We start from the raw sequence: 16,753 nt of genomic DNA on the forward strand, positions 1-16,753 counted from the left end.
GCTCTACTCATGCTTTGCCGGATTCCGGCGGGTGTCCGAGATATGGGGTTGTGGTCGTACTCTGCCGGATAGACCACCTCGCGACTGCTGCCCGAGGGCTGGGACCGTGGTGGCCGTCGCCGCACACCCAGCGATGGAGGTCGCACATCGCCACGCACCCGGTTGCCTCGACCGCACCGGCAGTCGTAGAAACCCACTGCGGCACCGTATGTCGGCGGCGAGGTGATCGCCTCAGGTGAGAATCAATAGCTCAGTGGGGGAGGCGATTTCGGTCTTCAGGCCGGACTTGGTTGCGATGCGAGCGACGGCGCGGATGTCGGTGGGGTCGGCGCGGGTGAGGATCAGGGCGCGGGCCAGCAGGCCCTTGTGGTGTTTGTTGAAGTGGCTGACCACGGTTCGGGAGCCGTCGGGGTGTTCGGTGAGGACGTTGGCGGTGATGGCGTCGGGAACCCGACCCAACTGCTGGTAGGTACCCGAGCGGAGGTCGATGACCAGCTCGCCCGCGGCCTCGGCGTGCAGGGCGTCGGGGAGGGTATCGCGCCAGACGGCGGAAAGGGTGGGCAGGCCGGGCAGTTTCGAGCCGCCGGACAGGCGGTAGGCCGGGATGGGGTCGGTGGCGCGGACCGCACCGAACAGCGCGGAGCCGATGGCGAGGCGGGCATTGGCCTTGGCGCGCTGGGCCTTGGTGAAGGAGCGGGCGTCGAGGGCGTCGTAGAGGACACCGGTGTAGCGCTCCAGGGCGGGCCGGATAGGGGAGGTGCGCAGGGTCGCATTGCGGGCGATCTCGGCGTCAGCCCCCTTGCCGAGCCCGAGCGCGGTGCGCGAGGCGGCGGGGTCGGCGGCGAGCTTGACCACCTCGTCGATCAACCGGTCGCGCACCGGTGTGAGCTGCGGCATCGCCAGCGACTCCAGCTCCAGGGGCGCGTCGGAACCGCCGTCGGACTTGGTTTCGGAGGGAGGCAGCAGCACCAGCACGAGCGGATACGGTAATGCCTTGCAGACATCGCCAGGCCAGCGACTACCCTACGTTCCGTGATCACCCGCCTCTCCCGACTTTTCCTGCGTACCCTGCGCGACGATCCCGCCGACGCAGAGGTGCCAAGTCATAAACTGCTCGTCCGCGCCGGATATGTGCGGCGCGTCGCACCTGGCGTGTACTCGTGGCTGCCGCTGGGCCTGCGGGTGCTGCGGCGGGTCGAGCAGGTCGTGCGGGACGAGATGAATGCCATCGACGCGCAGGAGATTTCGCTGCCCGCGCTGCTGCCGCGCGACCCGTACGAGACCACCAACCGGTGGACCGAATACGGCCCCGGCCTGTTCCGGCTGCAGGACCGCAAGGGCGCCGACTATCTGCTCGGCCCCACCCACGAGGAGCTCTTCGCGCTCACCGTGAAGGGCGAATACAACTCGTACAAGGATCTGCCGGTCACGCTGTACCAGATCCAGACCAAGTACCGCGACGAGGAACGGCCCCGCGCGGGCATCCTGCGCGGGCGTGAGTTCATCATGAAAGACTCGTACTCCTTCGACTTGGACGAGGACGGGCTCAAGGCCAGCTACGGGGCACACCGCGAGGCGTACCAGCGCATTTTCAACCGGCTCGGCGTCAAGTACGTCATCGTCGCGGCCACCTCCGGCGCGATGGGCGGCAGCGCGTCCGAGGAGTTCCTGGCCGACAGCCCGGTCGGCGAGGACACCTACGTGCGGTGCGTCGAATCCGGGTACGCGGCGAACGTGGAAGCGGTGGTCACGCCCGCGCCCGAACCGCTGCCCATCGAGGGACAGCCCGCGGCGGTCGTGCACGACACCCCGAACACGCCGACCATCGCGACGCTGGTGGACTGGGCCAACGAGGCTGGTGTCTACGACCGCCCGGTGACAGCCGCCGACACCCTGAAGAACATCATGGTCAAGCTGCGTCACCCGGACGGCAAGACCGAGATCCTGGGCATCGGCATCCCCGGTGATCGTGAGGTCGACGACAAGCGTCTGGGCGCGTCGCTGGAGCCCGCCGAGGTCGAGCTGCTCACCGAGGCCGACTTCGCCGCCAATCCGTTCCTGGTGAAGGGCTACATCGGCCCGAAGGCACTGCAGGACAACGGTGTTCGCTACCTGGTCGACCCGCGCATCGGCACCGGCACCTCCTGGATCACGGGCGCGGACAGCCAGGGCAAGCACGTCGTCGGCCTGGTCGCGGGCCGCGACTTCATCCCCGACGGCACCATCGAGGCCGCCGAGGTCCGGGACGGCGACCCCTCGCCGGACGGGCGCGGTGTGCTCGTCGCGGCGCGCGGCATCGAGATCGGGCATATCTTCCAGCTCGGCACCAAGTACACCGACGCGTTCGACGTGGACGTGCTCGGCGAGAACGGCAAGCCGGTCCGGCTGACCATGGGTTCCTACGGCATCGGCGTCTCCCGCATGGTCGCGGTGCTCGCCGAGCAACTGCATGATGACAGGGGCCTGCGCTGGCCGCGCGAGGTCGCGCCGTTCGACGTGCACGTGGTGATCGCGAACAAGGACGACTCCTCCCGCGAGGGCGGCGAACAGGTTGCCGCGGAACTGAATTCGGCGGGCCTGGAGGTTCTGCTCGACGACCGCAAGGCCTCGCCCGGCGTGAAGTTCAAGGATTCCGAGTTGGTCGGCGTGCCGCTGATCGTGGTGGTCGGCCGCGGCTGGGTCGAGGGCAAGGTCGAGATCCGCGACCGTTTCACCGGCGAATCCACCGAGGTCCCCGCCGAATCCGTAGCGGAGTCGGTGCTCGCGCAGGTGCGCGGCTGACTCGATCCCCCGAGCGGAGTGAAATGGATTTCTCGATGTGGCCGGATAGCCACCATTTCACCCCGCTCGTTCGGGCGTATCGAACCTACGGTTCCGTAGGCGCGATTCGGCGCATCGGCAATGGTGGACTCGCCGCGGGCTGCTGTTACTCGCTGGTAAGTTAACCGGCATGACGAGCACCGACGCGTTGTTGTTCAACCCCGCCACCTACGACCCCACGCAGTTCGATGCGGCGACTCAGCGGCTGCTGAAGGCCACCATCGAGTGGTTCGAGGCGCGGGGTAAGCGGCAGCTGCTTGCCGACGACGAGGACGCGGTGTGGGTCTCGGACTTCCTCGAGTTCGCCAAGAAGGAGAAGCTGTTCGCGACCTTCCTGACGCCCGCCGCCTACGCCGACGGTGACGAGAATCGGCGCTGGGACGCGGCCCGCAATGCGGCGCTGTCGGAGATCTTCGGGTTCTACGGTCTGGCGTACTGGTACGCCGAGCAGGTCACCATCCTCGGCCTCGGCCCGATCTGGCAGAGCGACAACGAGGCGGCCAAGAAGCGTGCTGCCGCCGATCTGGCCGACGGTCAGGTGATGGCGTTCGGTCTGTCCGAGCGTGATCACGGCGCCGACATCTACAACACCGACCTGGTGCTGACACCGACCGAGCCCGGCAGTGCCGACGCCGAAGCGGGAATCCTGTTCCGCGCCAACGGCACCAAGTACTACATCGGCAACGGCAACGTCGCCAGCATGGTCTCGGTGTTCTCGCGTCGCGCCGATATCGAGGGCGCCGACGGCTACGTGTGGTTCGCCGCAGACAGCCGGCACGACGACTACGAGCTCATCGACAATGTCATCCACGGCCAGCTCTATGTCAGCACCTTCGCGCTGCACAACTACCCGGTGACCGCCGACGACATCCTCTCCACCGGACCCGAGGCGTTCTCGGCGGCGCTGAACACCGTCAATGTCGGCAAGTTCAACCTGTGCCACGGCAGCATCGGCATGGTCGAGCACTCGTTCTACGAGGCGATCACGCACTCCAACAACCGCATCCTCTACGGCAAGCCGGTCACCGAATTCCCGCATGTGCGAACGAATTTCGTCGACGCCTACGCCCGCATCGCCGCGATGAAGCTGTTCAGCGACCGGGCCGTCGACTACTTCCGCACCGCCGGCCTCGAGGACCGCCGCTACCTGCTGTTCAACCCGATGACGAAGTCCAAGGTGACCTCCGAGGGCGAGACCGTCATGACGTTGCTGCTGGATGTGCTTGCCGCGAAGGGGTTCGAGAAGAACACCTACTTCGCCCAGGTCGCCCGCTACATCGGCACCCTGCCGCGGCTTGAGGGCACGGTCCACGTCAATGTCGGCCAGATTTTGAAGTTCATGCCGAACTACCTGTTCAACCCGAAGGACTACCCGGAGGTCGGCACTCGCCAGGACGCGGCAGACGACGCGTTCTTCTGGCGGCAGGGCCCGGCTCGCGGCGCGGGCAAGGTGCAATTCGCCGACTGGACCCCGGTCTACGACAAGCACACCGACGTCGCGAACGTGGCCCGCTTCTATGAGCAGGCCGAGGCTCTGCGCACGCTGTTGACCATCGCCGCCCCCGACGCCGACCAGCAGCAGGATCTCGACTTCATGCTGACCATCGGCCACCTGTTCTCCCTGGTGGTCTACGGCCAGCTGATCCTGGAGCAGGCCGCGATCACCGGCCTGGACCGCGATGTGCTCGACCAGATCTTCGACTTCCAGATCCGCGACTTCAACGGCTACACAACCACCCTGTACGGCAAGCCGTCCGCCACTGCGGCACAACAGGACTGGGCCGTCGGCGCCCTGCGCACCCCGGCCACCGACCGCGACCGCTTCGACCGCGTCTGGAACCAGGTCGCGTCCCACGACGGCGCATACTCCATGCGCCCGTAGCAGCGGATCTACTGTTCATTGCTACACCGCCGCCCAGTCGCGCCCCCGCCCGCGCGGTATTCCATGAGTGGCACATGGTGGAGGGGTTTTCTCGCCCATCTCCGCAACGGTGTGCCACTCGTGGCTCCATGACTGGCACACCATGGAGGAAAAGGCGGAGTTGCCGTGCCGTCAGACCTTGCCGGGGAAGGCGACAGTGGGCGGGTTGGTACCCAGGATCGACTGCCAAGTGGCGAGGCGCAGCGCGGATTCGGTGAGGGCGTCGATGCCCATGCGGCGGACGGGCTCGGTGTCGGCGTGTTCGACTACCGAGCGCCAGGCGGCTGAGCAGTCGGTTTCGACGGTGACGGCGAGGTGGGCCGCCGGAATCGGATCGTCGACCGGGAACGGCGTTGTGTAGGCGGCGTCGGGAGGTGGCGCGGTGGCGCCTGCCGCGGTCAGGGCGTCGACGGTGCTGTCGCGGCGGGCGCGGTGTGCGGCGGTGTACTGGGTGATCAGCAGTCCGCGTTCGGGGGAGGCGTAGGCGCCGATCACGCCGTAGGCGTACACCGCCGCGTATTCGGCGTTCAGCGCGCCGATCAGGGCTTGGCGTTCGGCGTCGGTCATGCGAGCAACACCCCTGCCTCGGTGGCGCAGGCCGCGCTGATGGAGGCCAACAGTCCTGCGCGGTAACCCGATTGGGTGCGCGCCAGGTCGGCGGCCGACTGCTGGGACTTGGTGATGCGGTCCCGCAACTGGTCGATGGACGGCGGCGTGACGGGCGGAACGGACGTGCCGGACGCGGCGGGCGACGGCCCCGAGTCGGCGGGCGCTTCCAGCGCGCGGGTGCGATGGGTGGGAGTGGTGCCGTCGCCGTAGGTGCCGATCACCCGGTTGATCTCGGCGAGCAGCGCGTCGGCGTGCGCGGTGCGTTCGCTCGCGATGGTGGTCAGCGCAGCGTGGCGCTGCGGCGTGAGCGCGATCGCCGCGGTCGCGGCCGCCGCGTCGGCGCGGGCCGAGACCTCCTGTGCGGCGAGCGGATCGGGTTCGTAGACCGTCTTGTCGGCGCAACCGGCCGTCGCCCCGAGGGCTAGTACGCCGACCGTCCCACCACCTGCCAGTCGTAACGCGGAACGACGGTCGAGGGCCGCGGTGCGAGTGACCGCAGTGCGCGGACCGACCGGTGCGCCGGGTTCGACCGAACTGCCGTGGCCGACCGAACCGTGGCTGGGATCGTGCGGGTCGATCGGAATGCCGGAGATGCACCTCGCGCGCGGCGGGGCGGGAAGGCGGATGGACACGGCACTATCGTGCCAGATTCGCGGGGCACCCCGGACCACGTGTCGACCATGGGCCGGCCGTCGTACACACGGCAAACTTGCCTGAGGCCGCCAGTCCTTTACACTCTCGTGGCGCGTTACGCTAGACCTTCGATAGAGAATTTTCCCGCTACGTCACACCCGCAACGTCACAACTGAACCAGGAGCCGCCCCACCATGCCGATGCCGACCGAGGAAAGGCTGAGTCAGCTTGTTGCTGGACTCGTCGAACGCCGAGGATTCGACCTCGAGGGCGTCGAGATTTCGACGGCCGGCAAGCACGCGGAAGCGCAGGCTCGGGTGAAGGTGATCGTGGACAGCGATGACGCCGCCGATCTGGATACCATCGCCGAACTCAGCAGGGAACTCTCGGAGCACCTCGACGAGGCAGGCGATTTCGGCGAGACCCAGTATCTGCTGGAAGTCACCACACCGGGCATCGATCGCCCGCTCACCGTCGATCGGCACTGGCGCCGCGCGCGCGGCCGTAAAGTGCGGATCTCGCTACGCGCGGGGGCGTCCGCGCCCGATGCGGGTGGAGCGGACAAGTTCGACGCCAGGGTCGGTGCGCTCACCGGTGACTCGGTCGCGCTCGTGCTCGGCGGCAAACGCAAACCACACCGGGTGAACGTACCGCTGGCCGATATCGGCGAGGCCGTCGTCCAGGTCGAGTTCTCCCCGCCCGGCGCGATCGAGCTCGAGCTCGCCGGCGGCGTCGTCCCCGGCCGTCCGGTGCCGGGACAGGAAGAAGATGCTCTCGCGGTGGACGATGCCGCGGACGTCCGAGGAACAACCGGTGCACTGCCTGAATCAGTAACAGCGTCCGATTCGCCGACCGAAGGGATCGTGGAATGAACATCGAAATCGAAGCCCTGCGCGCGATTGTCGCCGACAAGGGGATCTCGATCGAGACCGTGATCTCCGCGATCGAGTCAGCTCTGCTCACCGCGTACCGCCACACCGAGGGTCACCAGCCCAACGCGCGCATCGACATCAACCAGAAGACCGGCGTGGTGCGAGTGATGGCCATGGAGGTCGACGCCGACGGCAACATGATCTCCGAATGGGACGACACCCCAGTGGGATTCGGCCGGATCGCGGCGACCACCGCACGCCAGGTGGTGCTGCAGCGGCTGCGCGACGCGGAGAACGAGAAGTCCTTCGGTGAGTTCGCCACCCATGAGGGCGACATCGTCGGCGGTGTGGTGCAGCGCGACGCGCGCGCCAACGCCCGAGGCACCATCGTGGTGCGCATCGGCAGTGAGATGCACGGCACCGAGGGCTTGATCCCGCAGGCCGAGCAGGTGCCCGGCGAAACCTACGAGCACGGCGACCGGATCAAGTGCTACGTCGTCGGCGTCTCGCGCGGCCCGCGTGGACCGCAGATCACGCTGTCGCGTACGCACCCGAACCTGGTGCGCAGGCTGTTCGCGCTCGAGGTGCCCGAGATCGCCGACGGTTCGGTCGAGATCGTCGCGGTCGCGCGCGAGGCCGGGCATCGCTCCAAGATCGCGGTGCGTACCACCGTGTCCGGCGTCAACGCCAAGGGCGCCTGCATCGGCCCGATGGGACAGCGCGTGCGCAACGTGATGAGTGAGCTGGCTGGCGAGAAGATCGACATCATCGATTACGCGGAAGACCCGGCGACCTTCGTCGGCAATGCGCTCTCGCCGTCGAAAGTGGTATCGGTCACCATCGTCGACCCCGAGGCGCGCGCCGCCCGCGTAGTGGTGCCGGACTTCCAGCTGTCGCTCGCCATCGGCAAGGAAGGGCAGAATGCGCGGCTGGCCGCCCGATTGACCGGCTGGCGCATCGATATCCGCAGCGACGCGGCCCCGGACATGGACGGAAGCGAGCGGACGGAGGCACACCGAAGTTGACCGACACCGCGCGCGGCGAGCCGCGTCTGGGCCCGGAATCGGACTCGTCGGATGACATGTTGGTAACTTCCGCAGGGGCGGGGTTCGGTGTTCCGACCGGGGCAGCGGTAGAGTGGACTCAGGTTCAACGCGAGCCTTTGGTTTCCTTGTCCGAACGCACCACCCAGCAGTCCCCGACGCCCCAGCGTCCGGCAGCTCCGGTGCGAACGTGCATCGGATGCCGGAAGCGAGAGTTGGCCGCCGATCTGTTGCGGATCGCGGCGCAGGAATGTGAGACCGGCGACGGTTCCCACGCTATTGCGATCGTTCCCGACCCGCGGCGCAGACTTCCCGGACGGGGTGCCTGGTTGCACCCCGTTTCGGTTTGTTTGACCGCGGCAGAGCGGCGCCGAGCATTCGGCAGAGCACTACGAGTGTCCGGACATCTGGATATCTCAGCCCTGGAGAAGTACCTCGAGAACAGGCACGAGCACTCATGAGCACACCGTGAAGCACCAACGATGAACGTCCATCGGAGATAACCCGAGGTCGTGCGGGCCCGCCGTCCCTAGGCGGAGGCGCTGCTCGACCTCTCAGTGAGGAGAGCAGTGGCAGGCAAGGCCCGCGTGCACGAGTTGGCCAAAGAACTCGGTGTCACAAGCAAGGAACTACTCGCGAAGCTCAAGGAGCAGGGCGAGTTCGTGAAGTCGGCATCCTCGACGGTGGAAGCACCCGTCGCACGTCGGCTGCGCGAGTCGGTCGCGGCGAAGTCCGCGCCGACCAACACCAACGGAGCATCCAAGACCGAGGCGCGTCCCGGGTCTTCCTCGGCGTCCCGTCCGGCCGCCAAGCCGACCCCGGGCGGCCCACGCCCGGGTCCACGTACTCCGGCTCCGGCGCAAGCCGCCGCACCGGCGGCTCCGGCCGCGAAGGTGACCGCTGAGCCCGCCGCCCGGCCCGCGGAGCGCGTCGCCGACGCGGTGCGTCCCGGTCCGGCCGCGAAGCCTGCGGCCCCGGCCCCCGCCGCGCGTGAATCCGCGCCGGTTCAGGACGCCGCTCAGTCGGCGCCCGCGGCGAAGGCCGCTCCGGCTCCGGCCGGTCCGCGCCCGACCCCCGGTGGTCCGCGTCCCGGCCAGTCGCAGCAGCAGCGTCCCGGTGCTCCGGGACAGGGCTCCGGCCCGCGTCCGGGTGGTGGCGCGGGTGGTCCGAAGCCCGGCCCCAAGACCCCGCGGGTCGGCAACAATCCCTATTCCTCGGCTCCCGAGCGTGAGCGTCCCGCAGCGCGTCCGGCCCCCGGCCAGGGCGGTCCCCGCCCGGGTCCCGGGCACGGTCCGCGTCCCGGCCCGGCTCAGGGTGGCGCGCGTCCGGCTCCCGGTCAGGGCGGTTCCCGTCCGGCTGCGGGCCAGGGTGGTCCGCGTCCCGGTGGTCCGCGGCCGAGCCCCGGCTCGATGCCGCCGCGCCCGAATCCCGGTGCCATGCCAGCTCGTTCGGCCCGTCCGGGTCCGGGCGGAGGCGCTGGCGCCGGTCGTACGGGCGGTCCCGGTGGTCGTCCGGGTGGGCCCGGCGGTCGTCCCGGTGGCGGTGGCGGTGGCGGTGGCTACCGCGGCGGTCCCGGTGGTGGTGGCGGTGGTGGCGGCACGGGTGCGCCCGGTGCGGGTGCCGGTGCTCCCGCGGCCGGTGGTTTCCGTGGTCGTCCCGGTGGCGGCGGTGGTCGTCCAGGTGGTCCGGGTGGACGTGGCGGCGCGGCAGGTGCGTTCGGTCGTCCCGGTGGCGCTGTTCGTCGTGGCCGTAAGTCGAAGCGGGCGAAGCGCGCAGAGTACGAAAACATGCAGGCTCCTGCCGTCGGCGGCGTTCGGCTGCCGCGCGGCAACGGCGAGATCATCCGTCTCGCCCGTGGTGCCTCGCTGTCGGACTTCGCGGAGAAGATCGACGCCAACCCGGCCTCGCTGGTCCAGGCGCTGTTCAACCTCGGCGAAATGGTCACCGCGACCCAGTCGGTGAACGACGAGACCCTCGAGCTGCTCGGCAGCGAAATGAACTACGTCGTGCACGTCGTCAGCCCGGAGGACGAGGACCGCGAGCTGCTCGAAAGCTTCGACCTCACCTACGGCGAGGACGAGGGCGGCGAGGACGACCTGCAGATCAGGCCGCCGGTGGTGACCGTCATGGGTCACGTCGACCACGGTAAGACCCGACTGCTGGACACGATCCGTAAGGCCAACGTCCGTGAGGGCGAGGCCGGTGGCATTACCCAGCACATCGGTGCCTACCAGGTGCTGACGCACGTCAACGACGAAGACCGACTGATCACCTTCATCGACACCCCAGGTCACGAGGCGTTCACTGCCATGCGTGCCCGTGGTGCGAAGGCCACCGACATCGCGGTCCTCGTGGTCGCGGCCGACGATGGCGTCATGCCGCAGACCGTGGAAGCGATCAACCACGCACAAGCGGCCGACGTGCCGATCGTGGTGGCGGTCAACAAGATCGACAAGGAAGGCGCGAACCCGGACAAGATCCGGCAGCAGCTGACCGAATACGGTCTGGTGGCCGAGGAGTATGGCGGCGACACCATGTTCGTCGACATCTCCGCCAAGCAGGGCACCAACATCGATGCGCTGCTGGAAGCGGTCGTGCTGACCGCGGACGCGTCGCTGGACCTGCGGGCCAACCCGGATATGGACGCTCAGGGTGTCGCCATCGAGGCGCACCTCGACCGCGGCCGTGGTCCGGTGGCGACCGTGCTCATCCAGCGCGGCACGCTGCGGGTCGGCGACTCGATCGTGGCGGGCGACGCCTACGGTCGCGTCCGTCGCATGGTCGACGAGCACGGCGCAGATGTCGTCGCGGCGCTGCCGTCGCGGCCGGTCCAGGTCATCGGCTTCACGTCGGTGCCGGGCGCCGGTGACAACCTGCTGGTTGTCGACGAGGACCGCATCGCACGCCAGATCGCCGACCGCCGCAATGCGCGTAAGCGCAACGCGCTGGCCGCACGCAGCCGCAAGCGGATCAGCCTGGAAGATCTGGATGCCGCACTGAAGGAAACTTCGGAGCTGAACCTGATCCTCAAGGGCGACAACTCCGGTACCGTCGAGGCCCTCGAAGAGGCGCTGCTCGGTATCCAGGTGGACGACGAGGTGCGTCTGCGGGTCATCGACCGCGGTGTCGGTGGTGTCACCGAGACCAACGTCAACCTGGCGTCGGCGTCGAACGCGATCATCATCGGGTTCAACGTCCGGGCCGAGGGCAAGGCGACCGAGCTGGCCAACCGCGAAGGCGTGGACATCCGGTACTACTCGGTGATCTACCAGGCCATCGACGAGATCGAGAAGGCCCTCAAGGGCATGCTCAAGCCGATCTACGAAGAGGTCGAGCTGGGTCGCGCCGAGATCCGTGCGATCTTCCGGTCCTCCAAGATCGGCAATATCGCCGGCTGCATGGTCACCTCGGGTTCGGTCAAGCGCAATGCGAAGGCCCGGTTGCTGCGTGACAACGTGGTGATCGCCGAGACGATGACGATTTCATCCTTGAAGCGGGAGAAGGACGACGCCGCCGAGGTCCGCGAGGGCTTCGAATGCGGTATGACCGTCACCTATTCCGATATCAAGGAAGGCGACATCATCGAGGCCTACGAGCTGCGCGAGAAGCCGCGCGACTGATAGTTCGAGCACCTCGCGCCCGCCCGTCACCCGGCGAAAGCCGGGCTCGGGTGGGCGCGGCTCGGCGGTCCGGTTGTTTTCGACACTGAAGTTGTTTCGACAATGAAGAGGTGTGCGTGTACCTCGGTGCACTGGAGTTCGACATCCTGCTCGGTGACGTGCACTCGCTGAAGGAGAAGCGCTCGCTGATCCGGCCGGTCCTGGCCGAATTGCAGCGCTTCGGCGTGAGTGCCGCCGAGGGCGGGGAACACGATCGGCATCGCCGGTCGCTGCTGGGAGTTGCCATGGTCAGTTCCGGAATGGATCACCTGACCGAGGTGCTCGACAAATGTGAGCGGCACGTAGCCGCCCGTCCGGAGTTAGAGTTGCTGGCAGTGCGCCGCAGGATCTTCGGACCCGAAGACTGACAAGTTAGTAGTGAGGAGGGTTCAGCCATGGTGGATCAAGCCAGGGCCCGCCGACTCGCCAAGCGGATTTCCGCGATCGTGGCGACCGCGATCGAGTACGAGGTGAAGGATCCTCGGCTGAATTTCGTCACCGTCACCGACACCAAGGTTTCCCCCGACCTGCGGGACGCGAAGGTGTACTACACGGTGCTCGGCGAAAGCCTCGACGTGGAACCCGACTACACGGGTGCCGCCGCGGGCCTGGAGAAGGCGAAGGGCGTGCTGCGTTCGAAGGTAGGCGCCGGTACCGGCGTGAAGTTCACCCCGACGCTGGCCTTCGTGCTGGACAAGGTGCCCGAGGTGGCGGCGGACATGGAGGCGTTGCTGGCCAAGGCCAGGGCCGCCGACGAAGCGGTGGCGAAGGCGGCGGCCAATGCCACGCACGCCGGCGAGCCCGACCCCTACCGGGTCGAACGCGATACCGACGAGTGATCTGCGGTAGGCGATGACGATGATGCCCGAAGCGACCGACGTCGGCGCTGTTGATCTCGGCGCTGCCGTCGCGGCGCTGAGGTCCGCGCGGTCGGTCACCATCCTGTGCCACGTGCAGCCCGATGCCGACACTATCGGCAGCGGGCTGGCGTTGGCGCTGGTGCTGCATCGTCGCGGCATCCCGGTGTGGGTATCGTTCGCGGAGCCTGCCGAACTACCGTTTTCGATGCGGTCGCTGCCGGGCGTGCACCATTTGGTTCCGCCTGCGAAGGTGCCGCGCGAGGTGGATCTGCTCGTCACGGTGGACTGCGGCAGCGTAGGCAGGCTCGGTGCGCTTGCCGACCGATTGCCCGGCGCCGCAACGACATTGGTACTCGACCATCACCGATCGAATACGAAGTTCGGGACCATCAATGTGGTCGATCCGAGCGCGGAATCGACCACCAGCCTGATCGTCCGATTGCTGGATGCCCTGCAGGAGCCGATCGATCCCGAAGTGGCGCATTGTCTTTACGCCGGACTCGTCACCGACACCGGTTCGTTCCGCTGGGTCCGGCCCGGCGCCCACCAGCTGGCCGAACGCCTGCTGTCCACCGGTATCGACGGCGCGGAAATCGCCCGTATCCTGATGGATACGCATCCGTTCGACTGGTTGCCGATGCTGTCGCGGGTGCTCGGCACCGCCCAAGTGGTGCCCGCGGCGCACGGCGGCGTCGGCTTGGTCTACGCCTTCGTCCGCCTCGCCGATATGGCCGGCGTGCGCTCGGAAGAGGTGGAGAGCGTCATCGATATCGTCCGCACCACCGCCGAAGCGGGCGTCGCCGCTGTCTTCAAGGAATCCCGCACCATCCCCGACCGCTGGATCGTGTCGCTGCGTTCCCGCGACACCACCCCCGGCACCAACGACGGCGTCGATGTAGCCGAGATAGCAACATCTTTGGGCGGCGGCGGGCACCACTTCGCCGCCGGGTACACCACCCACGGGACTCCTGAGACCATAGTTGCTGCACTGCTGGCCGCCCTCGGGTGAACCGCCCCTGGCGTCGCGCCGAGTCCGATTTGTGCCGGTACGAGTCGCCGCTCGCCTGTGGGCCTTCTTCCCAGGGTGCACCTCGCCGGGAGGCGGATAGCTGTCGTGCGGCGGCAACTCTCGGACCGGGTTCGATCACACACGTGTCGTCGCGAACCGCGGCATTTCCTGTCGGGCACTCGCCTCGGGTTTGTGTCGTACTGGGCCGCTATACCTTGTGCGATGGTGTTAATCGGAGCAGTGGGAGGTGTTCGTGAGCACTGAGGGTGCGGGGGGCGAGTTGGCGGGTGTCGCGGCGCTGCCGGAGGATCCGGCGGCCGAGGCCGGACCGCGGCGGATTCTCGGGCTGGCGTTGCCGACGTTGGTTGTGCTGGTCGCCGAGCCGATCTATTTGCTGTTCGACCTCGCGGTGGTCGGGCGGTTGGGGGCATTGGCGCTGGCAGGGCTTGCGGTCGGGGGATTGATTCTGGCGCAGGCGAGTTCCCAGCTGACCTTCTTGTCGTATGGCACGACGGCGCGGGCGGCGCGCAGGCATGGCGCGGGGGATGGGCGCGGGGCGGTGGCCGAGGGCGTGCAGGCGACGTGGTTGGCGGTCGCGTTGGGGGCGCTGATTCTCGTTGGGGTGCAGGCGTTCGCGGTTCCGCTGACCAGTGTGATCGCGGGTGGCGGTGATATCGCCGCGCAGGCGCTGGTCTGGGTGCGGATCGCATTGTTCGGTGTGCCGCTGATTCTGATCTCGATGGCGGGCAACGGTTGGCTGCGCGGGGTACAGCAGACACGGCGGCCACTGACATTCGTCGTTGCCGGACTGACGGTTTCGGGGGTGTTGTGCCCGGTGCTGGTGCACGGATTGCTCGGCGCTGCGCGGCTGGAGCTGCCCGGTTCCGCGGTCGCCAATGTCGCCGGTCAGGCCGTGACGGCTGCGCTGTTCCTGAGTGCGCTGGTGCGCGAACATATTTCGTTGGCGCCGCACTGGTCGGTGATGCGTGCGCAATTGGTGCTCGGCCGCGACCTGATCCTCCGAAGCCTCGCCTTCCAAGCCTGTTTCGTCTCGGCGGCCGCCGTCGCCTCCCGCTTCGGCGCCGCCTCGGTGGCCGCGCACCAACTGGTCCTGCAACTCTGGAATTTCCTTGCGCTGACCCTGGATTCGCTCGCGATCGCCGCGCAAACCCTGGTCGGTGCGGCGCTCGGAGCCGGTGCGGCGCGCGGCGCGCGCGGCCTAGCGCGCCGCATCACCCGCTGGTCGGAGATCTTCGCGCTGATCCTGGCCGTGTTCTTCGCTGCGGGCGCGGGTGTGATCCCGAAGTTGTTCACCGACGACCCTGCTGTTCTCGATCGCACCCACGTCGCGTGGTGGTTCTTCCTCGTCATCATCCCGGTCGCGGGCATCGTCTTCGCCCTCGACGGCGTCCTGCTCGGCGCGGGCGACGCCGCCTACCTACGGACCACCACCCTCGGCGCGGCCACCCTCGGCTTCTTACCCGCCATCTGGCTGTCGCTGGTCTTCGACTGGGGCATCGCCGGAATCTGGTCCGGCCTGGTGGCTTTCATGATGCTGCGATTGGTGGCGGTGGTGTGGCGGGCCGAGTCGGGCCGCTGGGCGCAGATCGGTACGGAAGTCCCGGGCAAGGCGCGCGCGGTCTCTTCCTGAGCGAGTCGGCGTTCCCGTCCGCGGTCGATCATCTCGACTGCTTCCATAGGAATGCGAGAGCTCGTCAACGAGCCAGCTCCGGTAGTCATCAATTGTGGCGCCGAAATTCGCGGGCAAAGGGGCGCCAAAACCGGGAGGCGAGAGCCGAACTACATCTTCATGATTGAACTTGGACAACTCATTGAGCAGCGGCATCCAGACGGCAGAGGTTACAGGGACACCGTGAACGAAGACGATGGTCATGTGTAAGTATCGTTCGACGAGAATCTGATTGATTCACAAGCTAGATTTCGATGCGCAGCGGAGACGGGGTCACACTAGCTGAGCTGCTGGCGCAGCGCCTGCCCGTACGGGTCGACCTGCACGCTGACGCGGTGCTCGCCCTGCGCGAACGCGATGACCAGCCACACGGGCGCCCACAGGGTGCACGTGAAGATGGTGAACAGCAGGTGCAAGGTGTGGTTGGGCTTGCTGCCGGTGACGATCATGGCGCTTGTGTCGTTCTGGCTTTCAACACGTCCGCCGCGGGCGACCTCCGTGGCAACGACGATCGCGAGACGCTGACGGCGCATATCCATCGGCATCTCCGGCATGGCCTGGAACGGCTGGATTGGCTGGAATGGCGGCTGGAGGGGCGGCATCTCCCCCATCGGCTGCGGTTCGGGGGCCCCTGCGCCCGGCGAGAAAACCGTTCGTCCAAGCCATGCCCTTTCTGGTGCTCGGGGTGCTGGTCAGTGGGGGAATTGCGGCGTTCGTCTCGCCAGCAGACTTGCGAAAAATGTTGCTGCGCAATACATCCGCATCTACCTAGCCGGGATCGCCGCGCCGCTCGAGGACGACGCGTGGGGAGGTCCGCGGCATCGTCGAACCGGACAGCGCCCGGCGCGATCCCGAATTGACGCCCACGTTCGTCGTCACCGGCTTCGATCGGATCCCGGCTCCGGATCATCCGTACGAACGGACCCATTAGGAGCCGGCACCACGACTCCGGGGTTCTGGCTCACTCAGCGATCGGCGTTCTCGCGGTGGGGGATTCGTCGGCGCGGGAGGTTGTAGTCCGCGGCATGCGTCAGCGTGCCGAGACAGCGGCGTCTGGTCAGCGGGCGTCGTAGCGACGGACGACGACGCTCGCGGGGCGCAGGGATCTGCCGGCTACGCTCAGCCCCGGTTGAATCAGGTTGTCGACCGTGCGGTCCGCTGCCGAATCATCGGTCTCGGTCACGTCCGCGGCTTCCATCGTGAGGGAATCGAAGGGGTCGTTCGGGCGCGGGGCGACCAGGGCGGCGCCGCGGCCGATGATCAGTCGTTCGACTCGGGTGGCGATGGCGTCGAAGGCGTCGCGTTCGCGGGGGGACCCGGCGGTGGCCGCGCAGGCGGCGGTGTCGGTGTGCAGTGCGAACAGTTCGACGACGAGGGGGAGGTCGGCCCCGGCACGGTCTTGTTTGGCGCGGGATTTGGCTTCATCGGCCATGCGCTCGATGGTTGCGGCCTGGCGGGCGATCATCCGGGTGAGGTCCTCGATGCGCTCGGCGAGTTGGTCGAGGGTGCTGCTCGGGTCCTCGGTCGGATGGACGCCTGATTCCGTCATATTCGCACCATAACCCGACGCGATTGATTGGGTTGCGCGCCAGCCGGATACGGCCGGAATCTCGGCTGGGATCTTGTCGGATCCGGCT

Annotated in this window: 15 protein-coding genes; 10 read left to right on the plus strand and 5 right to left on the minus strand. The window is 67.7% G+C overall.

The window, feature by feature from the left end; all coding sequences use genetic code 11:
- Positions 1 to 231: 231 nt before the first annotated feature.
- A complete protein-coding gene (gene yaaA / locus ACV7NQ_RS28275; RefSeq protein ID WP_463362396.1) occupies positions 232 to 975 on the minus strand; it encodes a peroxide stress protein YaaA in 744 nt (247 codons plus the stop codon).
- Positions 976 to 1,032: 57 nt separating this feature from the next.
- Between yaaA and ACV7NQ_RS28280 the strand changes: the two genes are divergently transcribed.
- Both ACV7NQ_RS28280 and ACV7NQ_RS28285 read left to right on the plus strand, forming a co-directional pair.
- Positions 1,033 to 2,781, plus strand: coding sequence for a proline--tRNA ligase (locus ACV7NQ_RS28280; protein ID WP_463362397.1), 1,749 nt, complete (start codon positions 1,033 to 1,035; stop codon positions 2,779 to 2,781).
- A gap of 169 nt (positions 2,782 to 2,950) precedes the next feature.
- Positions 2,951 to 4,702 carry an acyl-CoA dehydrogenase family protein gene (locus ACV7NQ_RS28285; RefSeq protein WP_463362398.1) on the plus strand — a complete coding sequence of 584 codons (1,752 nt, stop codon included), beginning with the start codon at positions 2,951 to 2,953 and terminating at the stop codon, positions 4,700 to 4,702.
- 171 nt (positions 4,703 to 4,873) lie between these two features.
- Here the strand turns inward: ACV7NQ_RS28285 and ACV7NQ_RS28290 are convergent, their stop codons facing one another.
- A complete protein-coding gene (locus tag ACV7NQ_RS28290; protein WP_463362399.1) occupies positions 4,874 to 5,308 on the minus strand; it encodes a ferritin-like domain-containing protein in 435 nt (144 codons plus the stop codon).
- Positions 5,305 to 5,982 carry a hypothetical protein gene (locus ACV7NQ_RS28295; RefSeq protein ID WP_463362400.1) on the minus strand — a complete coding sequence of 226 codons (678 nt, stop codon included), beginning with the start codon at positions 5,980 to 5,982 and terminating at the stop codon, positions 5,305 to 5,307. Before ACV7NQ_RS28295 ends, ACV7NQ_RS28290 begins: the two co-directional genes overlap by 4 nt.
- Positions 5,983 to 6,177: 195 nt before the next feature.
- Here ACV7NQ_RS28295 and rimP point away from each other — a divergent pair, with 195 nt between their 5' ends.
- From rimP to ACV7NQ_RS28335, 8 genes are all read left to right on the plus strand, one after another.
- Positions 6,178 to 6,855 (plus strand): ribosome maturation factor RimP, encoded by a 678-nt coding sequence (gene rimP, locus ACV7NQ_RS28300; RefSeq protein ID WP_463362401.1) that lies wholly within the window; start codon positions 6,178 to 6,180, stop codon positions 6,853 to 6,855.
- Positions 6,852 to 7,880, plus strand: a complete 1,029-nt coding sequence (gene nusA / locus ACV7NQ_RS28305; RefSeq protein WP_463362402.1) for a transcription termination factor NusA — start codon at positions 6,852 to 6,854, stop codon at positions 7,878 to 7,880. Before rimP ends, nusA begins: the two co-directional genes overlap by 4 nt.
- Positions 7,881 to 8,026: 146 nt before the next feature.
- Positions 8,027 to 8,359: a YlxR family protein gene (locus ACV7NQ_RS28310; RefSeq protein WP_463365847.1), complete on the plus strand. Its 333-nt coding sequence runs from the start codon at positions 8,027 to 8,029 to the stop codon at positions 8,357 to 8,359.
- Positions 8,360 to 8,467: 108 nt separating this feature from the next.
- A complete protein-coding gene (infB, locus tag ACV7NQ_RS28315; RefSeq protein WP_463365848.1) occupies positions 8,468 to 11,518 on the plus strand; it encodes a translation initiation factor IF-2 in 3,051 nt (1,016 codons plus the stop codon).
- 116 nt (positions 11,519 to 11,634) lie between these two features.
- Complete coding sequence (locus ACV7NQ_RS28320) at positions 11,635 to 11,925, plus strand: DUF503 domain-containing protein (protein ID WP_463365849.1); 291 nt, start codon at positions 11,635 to 11,637, stop codon at positions 11,923 to 11,925.
- 27 nt (positions 11,926 to 11,952) lie between these two features.
- Positions 11,953 to 12,396: a 30S ribosome-binding factor RbfA gene (gene rbfA / locus ACV7NQ_RS28325; RefSeq protein WP_463362403.1), complete on the plus strand. Its 444-nt coding sequence runs from the start codon at positions 11,953 to 11,955 to the stop codon at positions 12,394 to 12,396.
- Between the two features lie 22 nt (positions 12,397 to 12,418).
- Positions 12,419 to 13,426: a DHH family phosphoesterase gene (locus ACV7NQ_RS28330; RefSeq protein ID WP_463362404.1), complete on the plus strand. Its 1,008-nt coding sequence runs from the start codon at positions 12,419 to 12,421 to the stop codon at positions 13,424 to 13,426.
- Between the two features lie 298 nt (positions 13,427 to 13,724).
- Positions 13,725 to 15,077, plus strand: coding sequence for an MATE family efflux transporter (locus tag ACV7NQ_RS28335; RefSeq protein WP_463365850.1), 1,353 nt, complete (start codon positions 13,725 to 13,727; stop codon positions 15,075 to 15,077).
- A 317-nt stretch (positions 15,078 to 15,394) separates the two neighbouring features.
- On the opposite strand, the gene ACV7NQ_RS28340 is transcribed toward ACV7NQ_RS28335, so the two are convergent.
- Both ACV7NQ_RS28340 and grpE read right to left on the minus strand, forming a co-directional pair.
- Positions 15,395 to 15,718 carry a hypothetical protein gene (locus tag ACV7NQ_RS28340; RefSeq protein ID WP_463362405.1) on the minus strand — a complete coding sequence of 108 codons (324 nt, stop codon included), beginning with the start codon at positions 15,716 to 15,718 and terminating at the stop codon, positions 15,395 to 15,397.
- A 455-nt stretch (positions 15,719 to 16,173) separates the two neighbouring features.
- Positions 16,174 to 16,665: a nucleotide exchange factor GrpE gene (gene grpE, locus ACV7NQ_RS28345; RefSeq protein WP_463362406.1), complete on the minus strand. Its 492-nt coding sequence runs from the start codon at positions 16,663 to 16,665 to the stop codon at positions 16,174 to 16,176.
- Between the last annotated feature and the right edge of the window lie 88 nt (positions 16,666 to 16,753).

It is taken from the genome of Nocardia sp. Tas62D01, assembly GCF_055232035.1.